Genomic DNA, 16,811 nt, shown 5'->3' with positions numbered 1-16,811 from the left:
AACCACGACACTGACCCCACGCACGCGACCATGCAGACCATCCTCATCACCGGCGGCGCCGGCTACATCGGCTCCCACACCTGCGTCGAACTGCTCGGCGCCGGCTACAAGCTCGTCGTCATCGACAACTTCTCGAACAGCAAGCCGGCGGTGTTCGGCCGGGTGGAACAGATCAGCGGGCGCCCGCTGACCTTCATGGAGGTCAACATCCGCGACCGCGGCGCGCTGCGCGACGTGTTCCGCGCGCACGACATCGATGCGGTGATCCATTTCGCCGGGCTCAAGGCGGTCGGCGAGTCGGTCGCGCAGCCGCTGCGCTACTACGACAACAACATTTCCGGCAGCATCGCGCTGTTCGAGGTGATGGCCGAATCGGGAGTGAAGACGCTGGTCTTCTCCTCGTCCGCCACCGTTTACGGCGATCCGCACAGCGTGCCGATCCGCGAGGACTTCCCCCTCTCGGCGACCAACCCCTACGGCCGCTCCAAGCTGATGCTGGAGGAAATGCTGCGCGACGTGTTCCGCGCCGACGAGAGCTGGCGCATCGCCCTGCTGCGCTACTTCAACCCGGTCGGGGCGCACGAATCGGGGACCATCGGCGAAGACCCGAACGGCATCCCGAACAACCTGATGCCCTACATCACCCAGGTCGCCATCGGCAGGCTGCCGCAGCTCTCGGTGTTCGGCGACGACTACCCGACGCCCGACGGCACCGGCGTGCGCGACTACATCCACGTGGTCGACCTGGCGCGCGGGCATCTGGCGGCGTTGAAGGCGCTCGACGGCCAGCCCGGCGTGATGACGGTCAACCTCGGCACCGGCAAGGGCTACAGCGTGCTCGACATGGTCCGCGCCTTCGAACAGGCCAGCGGGCGCCCCGTGCCCTACCGCGTCGTGGCGCGCCGCGCCGGCGACGTCGCCCAGTGCTACGCCGACGCCTCGCTGGCCGAATACCTGCTCGGCTGGCGCGCCGAGCGCGGGCTCGACGCGATGTGCCGCGATTCCTGGCGCTGGCAGGAATGGGCGGCGTCCCACAAGATCTGACCCACGCCAGCCGACCACCAACGAAAAGAGGGAGAACACGATGACGCGACTGAGCTTTTTCGGCGCCGCCGGCGAAGTGACCGGTTCCTGCACGCTGGTCGAGACGGGCGGCACGCGCTTCCTGGTCGATTGCGGCATGTTCCAGGGCGGCTCCGAGGCGCGCGCCAAGAACCTGCGGGCGCTCGACTTCGACGGCGACGTGCGCGACCTCGATTTCGTGCTGCTCACCCACGCGCACATCGACCATTCCGGGCTGCTGCCCCGCCTCGCCGTGCTCGGCTACCGCGGGCCGATCTACGCCACGCCGGCCAGCATCGACCTGCTCGCCGTGCTCCTGCCGGACAGCGCCCACATCCAGGAAAAGGAAGCCGAATGGCAGCTGCGGCACCAGCACCGCAGCGGCCGCCGGGCGGACCGCGGCCCGCAGGCGCCGCTGTACACGGTGACCGCGGCCCAGGCCGTGCTCAGACAGCTGCGGCCGGTGTCCTACGGCGAAACGCTGCGCCCGGCGGAAGGCATCGAGGTCCGCTTCCACGACGCCGGGCACATCCTCGGCTCGGCCTGGCTGGAGATCGTGGCGCACGGCCGGGAGGGGCGGCGGACCCTGGTCTTTTCGGGCGACCTCGGCATGCGCGACCGCCTGGTGCTGCGCGATCCGGAAAAGCCGGTGCCCGAGGCCGACGCGCTGCTCATCGAATCGACCTACGGCGACCGCCTGCACCGCCCGATGCAGGAAACGGAGGACGAAATCGTCACCGCCTTCGAGCGGATGCGCACCAGCCGCGGCAACATGGTCATCCCCGCCTTCGCCGTCGGCCGCACGCAGGAAATCCTCTGCCTGCTCGGCGACCTGATCCGGCGCGGGCGCATCGCGCCGCTCCAGGTGTACGTCAACTCGCCGATGGCCAACCAGGCCACGCGCATCACCCTGGCCCATCCCGAACTGCTCGACGAGCAGACGCACGCGCTGATGGCCTGGATGGAAGCCCATCCGGGCATGATGAAGGTGGAATTCGTCGCCGACGCCGAACGCTCCAAGGCGCTCAATACGATCCGCGAAGGCGCGGTGATCATCTCCGCCAGCGGCATGTGCGAAGCCGGCCGCATCAAGTACCACCTGCGCGAGAACCTGCCGCGCAGCGAATGCAGCGTGCTCATCGCCGGTTTCCAGGCGTCCGGGACGCTCGGCCGCCGCCTGGTCGAGGGCGCGCGCACGGTCACCATCTTCGGCCAGCCGGTGGCCGTCCGGGCGCGCATCTACACGGTCGGCGGCCTCTCGGCGCACGCCGACCAGGGCGCGCTGCTCAACTGGCTCGGCGGCTTCCGCCGCCCGCCCGGCAAGGTCTTCCTGGTGCATGGCGAAGCCGGCACGATGAGCACGTTCGCCCTCGCGATCAAAGAACGGCTGGGCTGGCACGACCTCCACCTGCCCCAGCGCGGAGAGCATTTCGAGATCTGACCGGCCGCTCCGCCGCGCGCGGAACAAACGCCCTCCCTCGCTGTCTGTACATACGAACGGCGCGCCCTATTTGCACAGAAAGGTGAACCGCGCCGTTCCCACAGATGAAGACTGTGATCGGAGAGCATCATGGAACTGGACGAACTCAACGCACTGCTAGCCCTTTCTGCCGCGGCGCCGTATGCCGTCGAAGCCACGTATCGCTGGATGAAGCGTTCGGGCGTATCGAAGGCCATCGTCCATTTCCTTCAGAACCAGTTCACCCAGCCGCAGCACTGAGCGGGACGCGCGGGGACGCATTCCTTTCCGACGCACCGGTTCGCACCGGAAGACGGACGGCTGAACAGCCGTCCGCGCCGACTTTTTTCGGCGGCGCGCCTTGGCCGGCGTCGCGGACGGCGGCCTTCGGCCGGTCATCGGAATGCAATGCCCGCACTCCAGAATGGACTACCCTTCAGATCGAGGATGGCGGAACATGCGTAATCTCGAAAAGTACCTTGGACGTTACGTCCGGCTCGAACAGCAAGCCTTTCAGCGTATCGCCGCGAACCGGAACCCCCGTGCCGGGCACCTGGAGAATCATTTCCTGGTGGCCGCGGTTGACCGGCGGATGCGCCGCCTGATCTGCTACGGGGCGAACCGCCGCGTCGATGCGCGGGCAGACGAGATCGTGCTGGTGTAGGCACCTCTCCCGGCCGGCGAGACGCGCCGGCGTAAGCTTCAGAACTCGCGTTCCACGCGCGCCTGCATCCGGGGATCACCCCGCTCGACCTGTACGTTGAGCACGCCGATGGTCCGCCCGTCCTGGGTGGCGACGACGAAGCGCCACGGCCCCGGCTTCGGATCGAGCACCCACGAGTAGCCGCGGAAGCCGCGCTCGCGGCCGCCGCTGCTGTGGAAGCGATTGCTGTAGAAGGTGCGCCACACGCCGTTCTCCTTCACCTCCCAGCGGTGTTCGAGATCGGCCGCCACGCCGAGCGGCGCGAAGACGGCGGAAACGCCGTAGAGGCGCTCGCCCGGCGGGATGTGCACGGTGGTCGACTGGGCATACCAGATCTGCCACCAGGGCGCTTCCTCGACGGCCAGCGCGAACCGGCCGTCGGCGTGGACGAAATCCTGGCCGACCGCCATCTCGCGGTTGACCAGCGGCACCGGCGCGATCATCCCCAGGTTCCACGCCGCCAGCAGGGTGAGCGCGATCGCCCAGGCCGGCGCGATGCGGCCCGGCCGCCCCGGCGCGAGCGCGCGCAGGACGTGCGCCAGCACCACGCCGGCCAGGGTCGAGGCGTAGAACCACATCGGGTGCAGGCTGCCGGCCAGATGCGGCAGCACGAAGTTGAAGAGCAGGATGGCGTTGAGCGCGAACAGCGACCAGGTCAGCGTGAACCGTCGGCCGTAGCGGTCGCCGGCGAACTCGTTGCCCACCAGCAGCGCGCCGAGCACGGCCGCGGTCAGCCACGCGCCGAGATGCCCGGAGCTCTTGAAGTAGAGGATGAACAGCGCCGAGAAGATGCCGCCGTAGAAGAACTGCATGAGCAGGTACGGCGCCTGCCAGATCAGCCGGGCGAGTTGCCCGCGCCAGGTGTCGGCGGGCGGCGGCGGCGTTTTCTCGCAGCGCTCGCGCCACGCCAGCCAGAGCGCGAACACCGCGGCGCCGGCGAGATAGCCGCCGAAGCGCAGGAAATCCATCTCGGTGACGCGCCGGCCGATGGTCAGCGCGTCCGTGACGAAGCCGCCGAAGAAGGCGGCGACCGGGAAAAAACGCCTAGCGTAAACAAGCATGCCGCGTCAGCACCCGCGCGGCGAGCTGTTCCGGAAGTCGTCCTGCAAACGCGCGCGGATCGGCCCGGCCGCGTCGCTTTCGAGGTAGGCCAGGGTGGTCGGCGGCACGTACTCGGCCAGCGCGGCGAGATCGCCCCGGCCGATCAGCTCGCGCACCCGCGAGGCGCTGATCACGCCGGTCGCGGCCTGCTTGCGCTCGATGATCTCCAGCTCGATGCCGTGCGTCGGCAGGAGGCGCTGCATGGCGAGGTTGTAGCCGCCGGTCAGCGGACAGTTCGGCTCGGTGCCGACGAAGCGCCGGGTGATGCCGAAGAACGGGGCGATCTTCGCGGCGAACAGGGTGACGTCGAGCTCCATCTGGATGCGCGCCACCGGATCGTCCTTCTTCAGGAAATAGGTCGGGAAGGTCGCGCCGCTGACGATGTAGCGCGAGGTGTCGAGCTGGATCGCGTTGGGGATGTGGCGCACGCCCTGCTCGACGAGCCGGTAGCGCACGTCGAAGGGGAACACCGAGCGGTCTTCCCGGACCACGAAGACGTAGAGGTTGTCCACCCGCCGGGCGGCGTTCTCGATGAGATAGAGGTGGCCGTTGGTGAAGGGATTGCAGTTGACCACCACCGCGCCGTTCAGGCCGGGGCGGACGAGGCCCCGCTTCGACTCCAGCCACCGGGCGAGCCCCTTGCCGTATTCGAGCAGCGCGACCTTGTCCTGCCGGGCCAGCAGGGAGAAATTGAGCGCCTGGAACGAGACGACGAACTCCGGCTTGGTATAGACGAACAGCGATTCGTGCCCGGCCCGCTGGCCGCTCGCCACCAGTTCGGTGACCAGCTCGCCGAGCACCGAGCCGCCCTGATGGTCCGGCGCCAGGGCCAGCATCTTCAGGATGTTGCCGGCGCGCGCGCCGGTGGCCACCAGCTCGCCGTTCTCGTACATGCCGTACATGACGTCCACGTTGTCCTCGAAGGCCAGGCCGCTCGCCTCGATCAACGCCCGCGCGGCCCTGCGCTCGGAGTTCAATGCCAGTTCGACGATCACGCTGCGGCTCCTTCAATTCGCGGAAAACATCGTGGCCATTTTAACAGTTGGCGCCCCCGATCACGGCCGGCGCCGGACGCCCGCCCGCCTTGATGCACTCACTCGCCCGGCCGGGAGCCCGTGGCACGCGGCGAGAGCCAGTCCGGCACCTCGTCCTCGGCCAGATTGTCGAGCAGGAACTGCCGGATCAGCTTGCGCACGACCTGCGAGGAATTGAGGTCGTGGCGCGCGCAGATTTCCTCGAACAGCTTCTTCTTTCTCGGATCGATCAGGATCGTGAGCCGGGCGGTGCGGTTTTCCATCGGGCGTCCCCTTTTTTATTGGATGCCGGTCCATTATAATCATATGCACATCAAACACTCATCAATTTAACATCCCGAAGCGCATCACCCACGCGGTCTCCGGCTGCCCGGGCGAGTTCCGGGTACAGCACGCAGAAAGACAGCTTCGATGATCGCCGTGATTGAATCAGCCCGCGCCGGGCTGTTCGCCAGGACCAACCTTCCCCGCAACATCGTCGCCGGCGTCGTCGTCGGCATCATCGCCCTGCCGCTGGCCATGGCCTTCGCCATCGCCTCGGGCGCCAAGCCGGAACAGGGTCTTTACACGGCCATCGTGGCGGGCCTGGCGACCTCGCTCTTCGGTGGCAGCCGCCTGCAGATTTCCGGCCCCACCGGCGCCTTCATCGTCATCCTGTCCGGCATCACCGCCCGGCACGGCATCGTCGGGCTGCAGATCGCCACGCTGATGGCCGGCGCCATCCTGGTGGCCATGGGACTGGCCCGGATGGGGAGCGTGATCAAGTACATTCCCGACCCGGTGATCATCGGCTTCACCACCGGCATCGGCGTGATCATCTGGGTCGGGCAGTGGAAGGACTTCTTCGGCCTCGCGCCGGCGGGCGGCGAGCATTTCCACGAAAAGCTGTGGGGCCTGCTGGCCGCCCTGCCGGACCTGCACCCCGCCACCACAGCGCTGGCCCTGCTCAGCCTGGCGATCCTCATCGTCATGCCGCGCTTCGTCAAGAAGGTGCCCGCGCCGCTGGTGGCGATGGTCGTCGCCACGCTCGCGCAAACCCTGTTCGATTTCGACGGCGTGGCGACCATCGGCAGCGCCTTCGGCGGCATCCCGCAGACGCTGCCGGCCTTCGAGATGCCGGCGCTCAGCGTTTCGAGCGCCTTGCAGCTGATCGGGCCGGCGTTCACCATCGCGCTGCTCGGCGCCATCGAATCGCTGCTTTCCGCCGTCGTCGCCGACGGCATGGCCGGCACGCGCCACGATTCGAACCAGGAACTGATCGGCCAGGGCATCGCCAACATCCTCGCCCCGCTGTTCGGCGGCTTCGCCGCCACCGGCGCCATCGCCCGCACCGCGGCCAACATCCGCAACGGCGGCAACAGTCCGCTGGCCGGCATCGTCCACGCCCTGACGCTGCTCGCCATCATCCTGGCGCTGGCCCCGCTGGCCGCCTACATCCCCTTGTGCACGCTGGCCGCGATCCTGTTCGTGGTGGCCTACAACATGAGCGAGGTGCGCCACTTCATCCACCTGCTGCGCACCTCGCCCAAGGCCGACGTCGGCATCCTGGTGGTGACGTTCTGCCTGACCGTGTTCGCCGACCTCGTCGTCGCGGTCAACGTCGGCGTGATGCTGGCCTCGCTGCTGTTCATGCAGCGCATGGCGCGCGCGGTGCAGATCCAGGAAGACAGCGAATCCCTGCGCGCCGTGGCCGAGAACGAGGAACTCGACCTGCCGCCCGGCACCGTCGTCTTCAACATCGAAGGGCCGTTCTTCTTCGCCGCCGCGGAGAAGCTCGAACGTGTGCTGGAGGACATCCAGGCGCACGCCGACACGCTGATCCTGCGCATGCGCCACGTGCCCTTCGTCGACGCCACCGGCATCCAGGCGCTGAGCGAGATCATCGATGACTGCCGCCGCTTCAAGACCCGCCTGGTGATCTGCGGCATGCGCAAGGACGTGCGCCGGAAGCTCGAACGCGCGCACGTGCTGGACAAGCTCGACAAAGGCTGCCTGGTCTCCTCGGTGGCCGATTTCCTGCGCGCGGAACAGGCCGGCCGGAAAGAAACGGAACGGCGCCCCATGGCCGCCGTGGCCTCCTTGACGGCGGCGCCCGAGGCCGAACGCTAAACTCCGCAAACCGGCCGGCGGCGACGCCGGTCGGCCGCGCAGTTCCAAGAAACGCGAACCATCGGCACGACCGGCCGATGGCCACGATCGCCTCCCGGAATTGCCGCCTTTCGCGCTCCCCTTCTCATCAAGAAGGCAGGGCTGCGGCCGATTGAACTTTTACCCCTATTCGCGAGTCGGAGTTTTGGTTTGAATTTTTCATTTAGCGAAACAAGATTTCATATAGCGGTAAAATAAGAACATTTGCGGGGAATACCCCGGCGCGTTTCACTCTTGCGGCGTTCATCTACAATAAATGCTCCGCAAGTCATTCATCAGCAGACCAGGAGGCAAGTCATGGCACCACTTCAAGATCAGTACTCCCCCCTTGCGCAAGACGATTCGGACCCGCAGGAAACTCTGGAATGGCTGGGAGCGCTGGCCGGCGTCATCGAAAACGAAGGCGCCGAGCGTGCCCACTTCCTGATCGAAAAGCTGATCGCCGAGGCGCGCGAGGAAGGCATCGACATCCCGTACAGCGCAACCACCGAATACGTCAACACCATCCCCGTCGAACGCCAGCCGATCTATCCCGGCGACGCCACCCTGGAAATCCGCATCCGCAACTTCATCCGCTGGAACGCCATGGCCATGGTCGTGCGCGCCAACAAGCACACCAACGTCGGCGGCCACATCGCCTCGTTCGCGTCGCAGGCGGCGCTCTATGAGGTCGGCTTCAACTGGTTCTGGCGCGCGCCGTCGGAAAAGCACGGCGGCGATCTGGTCTTCTTCCAGGGCCACTCGATTCCGGGCGTCTATTCCCGCGCCTTCCAGCTCGGCCAGCTGACCGAGGAGCAGTTGAACAATTTCCGCCAGGAAGTCAGCGGCAAGGGACTGTCGTCCTACCCGCACCCGTGGCTGATGCCGGACTTCTGGCAGTTCCCGACGGTGTCCATGGGCCTCGGTCCGATCCAGGCGATCTACCAGGCCCGCTTCATGCGCTACATGGAAAGCCGCGGTGCCATCGAGGCGCAGGACCGCAAGGTGTGGGCCTTCCTCGGCGACGGCGAGACCGACGAGGTCGAATCGCTCGGCGCCATCGGCATGGCCGCGCGCGAGAAGCTGGACAACCTGATCTTCGTCATCAACTGCAACCTGCAGCGCCTGGACGGCCCGGTGCGCGGCAACGGCAAGATCATCCAGGAGCTGGAAAGCACCTTCCGCGGCGCCGGCTGGAACGTCATCAAGCTGATCTGGGGCCGGCACTGGGACATGCTGTTCGAGCGCGACAAAAAGGGCCTGCTGAAGAAGCGCATGATGGAACTGGTCGACGGCGACTATCAGACGCTCAAGTCCAAGAACGGCGCCTACGTGCGCGAGAAGTTCTTCAACACGCCGGAACTTCGCGAGCTGGTCGCCGACTGGACCGACGCCGACGTCTGGATGCTCAACCGCGGCGGCCACGACATCTTCAAGATCTACAGCGCCTTCAAGGAAGCCGTCGAGCACAAGGACCAGCCGACGCTGATCCTGGCCAAGACGGTCAAGGGCTACGGCATGGGCGAGGCCGGCGAGGCGATGAACATCTCGCACCAGCAGAAGAAGCTCGATCGCGCCGCCCTGATCGGCTTCCGCGACCGCTTCAAGCTGCCGATCGCCGACGAGGACATCGAGTCGCTGCCCTACCTCAAGTTTGCCGAGGGCTCGGAAGAGCTCGAGTACATGCGCGAGCGCCGCGCCGCGCTGGGCGGCAACCTGCCGCAGCGCCGCTGCCGCGCCGACGAACCGCTGGAGATTCCGCCGCTGTCGGCCTTCGAGCCGCTGCTCAAGGCGTCCGGCGAGGGGCGCGAGGTGTCGACCACGATGTCCATCGTGCGCGTGCTCAACATCATGCTCAAGGACAAGAACGTCGGCCGCCACGTGGTGCCGATCGTGCCGGACGAGTCGCGCACCTTCGGCATGGAGGGCCTCTTCCGCCAGATCGGCATCTGGAGCCAGGAAGGCCAGAAATACGTGCCGGAAGACCATGACCAGCTGATGTTCTACAAGGAATCGAAGACCGGCCAGGTGCTGCAGGAAGGCATCAACGAGGCTGGCGGAGTGTGCGACTGGATCGCCGCCGCCACCTCGTATTCGGTGCATGGCGTGCAGATGATTCCCTTCTACATCTTCTACTCGATGTTCGGCTTCCAGCGCACCATGGACCTGTGCTGGGCGGCGGCCGACCAGCGCGCGCGCGGCTTCCTGATCGGCGGCACCGCCGGCCGCACCACGCTGAACGGCGAAGGGCTGCAGCACGAGGACGGCCATTCGCTGATCCTCTCCGGCCTGATCCCCAACTGCATCAGCTACGACCCGACCTTCGCCTACGAGGTCGCCGTCATCATGCACGAAGGCATGCGCCGCATGTTCGTCGAACAGGACGACGTCTATTACTACCTGACGGTGATGAACGAGAACTACGAGCACCCCGAAATGCCGGCGGGCGCCGAGCAGGACATCATCAAGGGCATGTACCTCTTCCGCAAGGGCGGGGACGGCGGGCAAAAGGCGCCGCGCGTACAGCTGCTCGGTTCGGGCACCATCTTCCGCGAGGTGATCGCCGCCGCCGACCTGCTCCGCAACGACTGGGGCGTCGAGGCCGACCTGTGGGGCTGCCCGAGCTTCAACGAGCTGGCCCGCGAAGGCCAGGACGCGGCCCGCTGGAACATGCTGCATCCGTCGGAAAAGCCGAAGCAGAACCACGTCGAGCGCTGCCTGGCGGAAACACGCGGTCCGGTCGTCGCCGCCAGCGACTACGTGCGCCTGTACGCCGAGCAGATCCGGCCGTTCATCGACCGGCGCTACGTCACCCTGGGCACCGACGGCTTCGGCCGCTCCGACACGCGCGCCGCGCTGCGCCACTTCTTCGAGGTCGACCGGCACTGGGTCGTGCTGGCCGCGCTCAAGGCGCTGGCCGACGACGGGACCATCGACCGCAGCAAGGTCGCCGAAGCCATCGTCAAGTACGGCATCGACATCAACAAGCCGAACCCGGTGACGGTCTAAAGGAGCGATCTCATGAGCCAGACAATCGAAGTCAAAGTCCCGGACATCGGCGATTTCTCCCTCATCCCGGTCATCGAACTGTGCGTCAAGGTCGGCGACACCGTCGAGGCGGACGCCCCGCTGGTCACCCTCGAATCGGAAAAGGCCACGATGGACGTGCCGGCCCCGCAGGCCGGGATCGTCAAGGAACTGCGCGTCGGCCTCGGCGACCGCGTCTCGGAAGGCACGGTCATCGCGCTGCTCGAAACCACCGCCGCGGAAGCGCCGGCCGCCGAAGCCCCGGCGGCGGCGCCCAAGGCCCCCACGGCGCCGCCAGCGCCCACCCCGCAGGCGCCGGCGCCCCGGCCCGCGCCGGTGCCGGCGCCGCGCACCTCCCAATCCGTCGAGCGCCAGTTCGACAGCAAGGCGCACGCCAGCCCGTCGGTGCGCCAGTTCGCCCGCGAACTCGGCGTCAACCTGACCAGGGTGACGCCGAGCGGTCCCAAGGGCCGCATCCTCAAGGAGGACGTCACCGCCTTCGTCAAGGGCGTGATGCAGGCCGGCCCGGCCGCCGCGGCGCCAAGTCTCGGCGGCGGCCTCGACCTGCTGCCGTGGCCGAAAGTCGACTTCGCGAAATTCGGCCCGATCGAAACGCAGCCGCTCTCGCGCATCAAGAAGATTTCCGGCCAGAATCTGGCGCGCAACTGGGTGATGATCCCCGCCGTCACCTACCACGAGGACGCCGACATCACCGAGCTGGAAGCCTTCCGCCTGGCGCTGAACAAGGAGAACGAGAAGTCCGGCGGCACGAAGATCACCATGCTCGCCTTCCTGATCAAGGCCTGCGAGCTGGCGCTGAAGAAATTCCCCGACTTCAACAGCTCGCTCGACGGCGAAAACCTGGTGCTGAAGAAGTACTTCAACATCGCCTTCGCCGCCGACACGCCGAACGGCCTGGTCGTGCCGGTGGTCAAGAACGTCGACCAGAAGTCGGTGAGCCAGATCGCGGCCGAGTGCGGCGAGCTGGCGAAGAAGGCGCGCGACGGCAAGCTCGGCCCGGCCGACATGACCGGCGCCTGCTTCACCATCTCCAGCGTCGGCGGCATCGGCGGCACGGCCTTCTCGCCGATCGTCAACGCGCCGGAAGTGGCCATCCTCGGCGTCAGCAAGTCGGTGATGAAGCCGGTGTGGAACGGCAAGGAATTCGTGCCGCGCCTGATCCTGCCGCTGTCGCTCTCGGCCGACCATCGCGTCATCGACGGCGCGCTGGCCACCCGCTTCAATGTCCATCTGGCGCAGTTGCTGGCCGACATGCGCCGCGCGCTGGTCTGACCCGGAGAAAAGCACATGAGCCAGATCATTGAAGTCAAGGTTCCCGACATCGGCGATTTCAAGGACGTGCCGATCATCGACATCGCCGTCAAGGCCGGCGACACGGTCGCCGCGGAGGACGCGCTGCTGACGCTGGAATCGGACAAGGCCACCATCGACGTGCCGAGCCCGGCCGGCGGCGTGATCAAGGAGATCACCGTCAAGGTCGGCGACAAGGTGTCGGCGGGCAGCCTGATCGCCCGCATCGAAGCCGCGGAGGAAGCCGCCGCCGGCGAAGCCGCGCCAAGCCCGGCGGCGCCCCAGCCCGCACCGCAGGCTGCCGCGCCGGCGCCCGCCCAGGCCACCGCGCCCGCAGCGGCGCCCGCTCCGGCCGCGCCCGCGCCGCAGGCGGGCCAGTACGCGGGCAAGGCCGACGTCGAGTGCGAGATGCTCGTCTTCGGCGCCGGCCCGGCCGGCTATTCGGCGGCCTTCCGCGCCGCCGATCTCGGACTGAAGACGGTCATCCTCGAACGCTACGGCACGCTCGGCGGCGTCTGCCTGAACGTCGGCTGCATTCCCTCCAAGGCCCTGCTGCACGTGGCCAACGTCATGGAGGAAGCGACGGAACTGGCCGCCAGCGGCGTCAGCTTCGCCGCGCCGCAGATCGACATCGACAAGCTGCGCGCGCACAAGGCCAAGGTCGTCGGCAAGCTGACCACCGGCCTGGCCGGCATGGCCAAGGCGCGCAAGGTCGAGGTCGTGCGCGGGATCGGCGCCTTCCTCGACGCCAACCACGTCGAGGTCGAGCTGACGCAGGGGCCGGGCCAGGAGAAGACCGGCCAGAAGCAGGTCATCCGCTTCCAGCAGTGCATCATCGCCGCCGGCAGCTCGCCGGTGCATCTGCCGTTCATCCCGGCGGACCCGCGCGTGGTCGACTCGACCGGCGCGCTCGAACTGCCGACCTTCGGCAAGAGTTCGGTGCCCGAAAAGCTGCTGGTCATCGGCGGCGGCATCATCGGCCTGGAAATGGCCACGGTCTATTCGCTGCTCGGCGCCCGCGTCAACGTGGTGGAAATGCTCGACGGCCTGATGCAGGGACCGGACCGCGACGCCGTCAAGGTCTGGGAAAAGCAGAACCTGCACCGCTTCGACAAGGTCATGCTGAAGACCAAGACGGTGGCGGTCGAGGCGAAGGACGACGGCCTCTACGTGAAATTCGAGGGCGCCGAGGCGGGCATCGAGGCGCCGGCCGAGGCGGTGCGCTACGACATGATCCTGCAGTCCGCCGGCCGTTCGCCCAACGGCAAGAAGATCGGCGCGGACAAGGCCGGCATCGCCGTCACCGACCGCGGCTTCATCCCGGTCGACGCCCAGATGCGCACCAGCGTGCCGCACATCTTCGCCATCGGCGACATCGTCGGCAACCCGATGCTGGCGCACAAGGGCGTGCATGAAGGGCACGTCGCCGCCGAAGTGGCCGCCGGGCACAAGACCGCCTTCGACGCCACGGTCATTCCCAGCGTCGCCTACACGCATCCGGAAGTCGCCTGGGTCGGCGTCACCGAGGACCAGGCGAAGAAGGAGGGACGCGCCGTCGAATCCGCCAAGTTCCCCTGGGCCGCCTCCGGCCGCGCCATCGCCAACGGCGCGGACTACGGCTTCACCAAGCTGATCTTCGACCCCGAGACGCACCGCGTGATCGGCGGCGCCATCGTCGGCCCGGCGGCCGGCGACATGATCGGCGAAGTGGCGCTGGCCATCGAGATGGGCTGCGACGCGGTGGACATCGGCCGCACCATCCACCCGCACCCGACGCTCGGCGAGAGCATCGGCATGGCGGCGGAAGTCGCGCACGGCAGCTGCACCGACCTGCCGCCGCCGAGGAGGAAGTAGCCCCGGACGACTTTCCGGCAAACCGATGCCGGCGTAAAAGCCGGCCCCGAAAAGCCATTCGCCGCCCTGCGCGAATGGCTTTTTCTCATGCCCGTCCGGCGGCGGGGAGCGGCGCTCAGCCCAGGCGGATGATCACCGCGCCGGCGGCCACCGCCAGGGCTCCGCCGGCGCGCGCAGGCCCCATCCTCTCGCGCAGCAGCCCGATGCCGAGCAGCGCCGCGAAGATCACCGACGTTTCGCGCAGCGCGGCCACGGCGGCGATCGGCGCGACGGTCATCGCCCACAGCACGATGCCATAGGCGCCGATGCTCAGGCCGGCGCCGCCGAGGGCGTAACGCCAGCGGTGGCGCAGGTGCGCGAACACGGCGCGGCCGCGCCGGCGCAGAACGATCGCCGCGATGCCCCAGGCATCGAAGAAGAACAGCCACAGCGTGTAGGAAACGGCGTCGCCCGACAGGCGGACGCCGACGCCGTCCACCAAGGTGTAGCCGGCGATGATCGCCGAATTGGCGAGCGCGCAGAGCATGCCCGGGCCGGCGGCGACGCCGCGGCGCAGGGCCAGCGCGGCCGGGATCACGATGCCGCAGCCGATCAGGCCGGCGCCGAGCAGCGTGCCGGGCCGGTACGGCTCGCCGAACAGCGGCGCGGCCGCCGCGACGATGACCGGCGCGAGGCCGCGCATCATCGGGTAGGCGACGGACAGGTCGGCGCGCTCGTAGCTCGCCGCGAGGGCCAGGAAATAGGCGGCGTGCGAGGTGGCCGACACGAGCAGCCACGGCCAGCTGGCGGCCAGCGGCAGCGGGACGAAGGGCAGCGCGGCGGCGGCGAGCGCGCTGCCGCCGATGGCGATGGCCGCCGTGTCGAGCAGGCGGTCCGCGCCGGCCTTGACCAGGAAATTCCAGCCCGCGTGCATCAGCGCCGAGCCGAGCACGGCCAGGACGACCGGCGTCGAGATCACGCCGGCCACGGCAGCGAGTAGGTCTTCAGGTTGGTGAAGCTCTTCATCGCCTCCTGCACGCCTTCCTTGTAGCCGAGCCCGGAATCCTTGATGCCGCCGAACGGCGTCAGTTCCAGGCGATAGCCGGGCACTTCGCGCACGTTGAGCGAGCCGACCTGCAATTCGTCGACCAGCCGGGTGATGACGTCGAGGCGGTTGGTGCACACGCCGGACGAAAGGCCGTAGGGCGTGCCGTTGACCATGGCGATGGCCTCTTCGAGCGTGTCGAAGCGCAGGACCGGCGCGACCGGGCCGAAGGTCTCCTCGCGCACCACGGTCATTTCCGGGCGGACCCGGTCGAGCACCGTCGGCGCGTAGAGCGCGCCCTCCCGGACATGGCCGCAGAGCAGGCGGGCGCCCTGCGCCACGGCCTCGTCGACGCGGCCCTGGATCAGGCGCGCGGCGGCTTCGTCGATGACCGTGCCCATGTCCGTCGCCGCGTCCGCCGGATCGCCGAAGCGCCAGTTCCGCGTCTCGGCGACCAGGCGTTCGACGAAGGCGTCGGCCACCCGGTTGTGCGCAAAAATGCGCTTGACCGCGGTGCAGCGCTGGCCCGAGTTCTTGTACGAGCCGGCGGCGGCCAGCCGGGCGGCTTCGTCGAGGTCGGCGTCGTCCATGACGATCAGCGGATCGTTGCCGCCCAGTTCGAGGACGGCGCGGCGGTAGCCGATCCGGCCGGCGATGTGCTTGCCGATCGGCACGCCGCCGGTGAAGGTGACGAGGTCGACGCCGGGATGCGTGAGCAGTTCGTCGGCGATCTCCGCCGGGTCGCCGGTGACCACCTGGAACATCGGCGGCGGCAGGCCGGCCTCGTAAAGGATGTCGGCCAGCCGCAGCGCCGACAGCGGCACCTTTTCCGACGGCTTCAGCACCATGCGGTTGTTGGTGGCGACGGCCGGCGCGACCTTGTGCGCGACCTGGTTCATCGGGTGGTTGAACGGCGTGATCGCGGCGATCACGCCGAGCAGCGGCGAGCGCTGGGTATAGACGCGGCGCTGGCGCCCGTGCGGCGTCACGTCGCAGGAAAAGATCTGGCCATCGTCCTGCAACGCGCCCTGCGCGGCGAAGCGCAGCACGTCGCGCACGCGCCCCGCCTCGTAGAGGCTGTCCTTCCGGCACAGGCCGGATTCCAGGGTGATCAGTTCGCTGATCTCACGGCGGCGCGCGTCGACGATCGCCGCCGCGCGTTCAAGGATGCCGGCACGATCGGCGCGCGACAGGGTCGGTCTGTAGGCCTGCGCGACGGCCAGCGCACGCCGCACGTCCTTAACCGAAGCTTTGGGCACGGTGCCGACGCACTCGCCGGAATACGGGTTGAAGACTTCGATGACGCGGCCGTCGCCGTCATGGCGCCGGCCGTCGATGCGCATCGATTCGCGGAGGAATGGGAGAGCGGAGGTATTCATACGGGGTTCCAGGCAAAAGGATCACGAAAAGCGTAAAAACAACGGTCAAGCCCCCAGCGCCCGATGCAGGCGCTCCCGGCTGTCCGCGGCGTGCCGCCGGAGCAGTTCGGCCGCCTCATCCGGACGGCGCGCGGCGACGGCCTCGAAGATGGCCAGATGCTCGCCCAGCGAGGCGGCCAGCGAGCGTTCGTCCTGGACGTAGGCCTGGCGGCGGAACAGCGACAGTTCGCCGACCAGCCGCACGTAGGTCTCATGCAGCTTGCGGTTGCCGGTCAGGCGCGCCAGCGCGTCGTGGAAGGCGATGTTGAGCCCGCTGTAGCGCGTGATGTCCCCGGCGGGCGCGGCCTCGCGCATGCCGGCGACGGCGCGCCGCAGTTCCTCGACGCCGGCGTCGTCGATGCGCCGCGCGACGGTCTCGCCGATCAGCCCTTCGAGCACGATGCGCACCTCGTAGATCTGGTCGGCCTCTTCGAGGTCGAGGGTGCGCACGAACACGCCGCAGTTCTTGACCACGCTCACCAGCCCTTTCCCTTCCAGCGCGCGGAACGCCTCGCGGATCGGCCCGCGCGACACGCCGAGCAGTGCGGCCAGCGCCACCTCGCGCATCTGTTCGCCGGGCAGCAGGCGGCCGTCGAGGATCATGCGTTCGAGTTCTTCCTGCACCAGCATGGCCAAGGATTGCGTCTTGAGGACGTCGAGTGCGTTGGGGAGTGTCATCGCCGCGTCACGT

14 protein-coding genes are annotated in these 16,811 nt (G+C 68.0%); 8 read left to right on the top strand and 6 right to left on the bottom strand.

All coding sequences use genetic code 11. The annotated features are described in order from the left end of the window. The first annotated feature begins 30 nt into the window (after positions 1-30). The 4 genes from galE to QM701_RS17330 all read left to right on the top strand — a co-directional run bounded on the left by galE (position 31) and on the right by QM701_RS17330 (position 3,185). A complete protein-coding gene (galE, locus tag QM701_RS17345) occupies positions 31-1,044 on the top strand; it encodes a UDP-glucose 4-epimerase GalE (protein WP_415168260.1) in 1,014 nt (337 codons plus the stop codon). A 40-nt stretch (positions 1,045-1,084) separates the two neighbouring features. Next, entirely contained in the window at positions 1,085-2,503 is a 1,419-nt protein-coding gene (locus QM701_RS17340; protein WP_415168259.1) for an MBL fold metallo-hydrolase RNA specificity domain-containing protein, read from the top strand. Positions 2,504-2,632: 129 nt separating this feature from the next. Next, positions 2,633-2,782 carry a hypothetical protein gene (locus tag QM701_RS17335; RefSeq protein ID WP_415168258.1) on the top strand — a complete coding sequence of 50 codons (150 nt, stop codon included), beginning with the start codon at positions 2,633-2,635 and terminating at the stop codon, positions 2,780-2,782. A gap of 196 nt (positions 2,783-2,978) precedes the next feature. Beyond that, positions 2,979-3,185 carry a hypothetical protein gene (locus tag QM701_RS17330; protein WP_415168257.1) on the top strand — a complete coding sequence of 69 codons (207 nt, stop codon included), beginning with the start codon at positions 2,979-2,981 and terminating at the stop codon, positions 3,183-3,185. 38 nt (positions 3,186-3,223) lie between these two features. On the opposite strand, the gene QM701_RS17325 is transcribed toward QM701_RS17330, so the two are convergent. From QM701_RS17325 to QM701_RS17315, 3 genes are all read right to left on the bottom strand, one after another. Next, positions 3,224-4,285, bottom strand: coding sequence for a hypothetical protein (locus QM701_RS17325; protein WP_415168256.1), 1,062 nt, complete (start codon positions 4,283-4,285; stop codon positions 3,224-3,226). Positions 4,286-4,291: 6 nt separating this feature from the next. After that, entirely contained in the window at positions 4,292-5,320 is a 1,029-nt protein-coding gene (gene citC, locus QM701_RS17320) for a [citrate (pro-3S)-lyase] ligase (protein ID WP_415168255.1), read from the bottom strand. A gap of 98 nt (positions 5,321-5,418) precedes the next feature. Next, complete coding sequence (locus QM701_RS17315) at positions 5,419-5,622, bottom strand: CopG family transcriptional regulator (RefSeq protein WP_415168254.1); 204 nt, start codon at positions 5,620-5,622, stop codon at positions 5,419-5,421. 157 nt (positions 5,623-5,779) lie between these two features. Here QM701_RS17315 and QM701_RS17310 point away from each other — a divergent pair, with 157 nt between their 5' ends. The 4 genes from QM701_RS17310 (at position 5,780) to lpdA (ending at position 13,678) form a co-directional block, all read left to right on the top strand. After that, positions 5,780-7,468 (top strand): SulP family inorganic anion transporter, encoded by a 1,689-nt coding sequence (locus tag QM701_RS17310; protein WP_415168253.1) that lies wholly within the window; start codon positions 5,780-5,782, stop codon positions 7,466-7,468. Between the two features lie 336 nt (positions 7,469-7,804). Next, the gene (gene aceE, locus QM701_RS17305) at positions 7,805-10,495 is read left to right on the top strand and encodes a pyruvate dehydrogenase (acetyl-transferring), homodimeric type (protein WP_415168252.1); all 2,691 of its coding nucleotides are present in this window, start codon (positions 7,805-7,807) and stop codon (positions 10,493-10,495) included. 12 nt (positions 10,496-10,507) lie between these two features. Further along, a complete protein-coding gene (gene aceF, locus QM701_RS17300; protein ID WP_415168251.1) occupies positions 10,508-11,806 on the top strand; it encodes a dihydrolipoyllysine-residue acetyltransferase in 1,299 nt (432 codons plus the stop codon). 15 nt (positions 11,807-11,821) lie between these two features. Next, complete coding sequence (lpdA, locus tag QM701_RS17295; RefSeq protein WP_415168250.1) at positions 11,822-13,678, top strand: dihydrolipoyl dehydrogenase; 1,857 nt, start codon at positions 11,822-11,824, stop codon at positions 13,676-13,678. Positions 13,679-13,793: 115 nt separating this feature from the next. Here lpdA and QM701_RS17290 read toward each other — a convergent pair whose 3' ends face one another. From QM701_RS17290 to QM701_RS17280, 3 genes are read right to left on the bottom strand one after another with little or no spacing between them, the layout of a single operon-like run. Then, on the bottom strand, positions 13,794-14,645 hold the full coding sequence (locus tag QM701_RS17290; RefSeq protein WP_415168249.1) for an EamA family transporter: 852 nt from the start codon (positions 14,643-14,645) through the stop codon (positions 13,794-13,796). Next, positions 14,633-16,081: a phosphonoacetaldehyde dehydrogenase gene (gene phnY, locus QM701_RS17285; RefSeq protein WP_415168248.1), complete on the bottom strand. Its 1,449-nt coding sequence runs from the start codon at positions 16,079-16,081 to the stop codon at positions 14,633-14,635. Before phnY ends, QM701_RS17290 begins: the two co-directional genes overlap by 13 nt. 45 nt (positions 16,082-16,126) lie before the next feature. After that, positions 16,127-16,798: a GntR family transcriptional regulator gene (locus QM701_RS17280; RefSeq protein ID WP_415168247.1), complete on the bottom strand. Its 672-nt coding sequence runs from the start codon at positions 16,796-16,798 to the stop codon at positions 16,127-16,129. Positions 16,799-16,811 lie beyond the last annotated feature (13 nt).

Origin of the sequence: Propionivibrio sp., assembly GCF_047602565.1 — a bacterium.
GTDB lineage: Bacteria > Pseudomonadota > Gammaproteobacteria > Burkholderiales > Rhodocyclaceae > Propionivibrio.
Note: the sequence above shows the minus strand (reverse complement) of the source record. Positions and strands in the feature narration are given on the sequence as shown.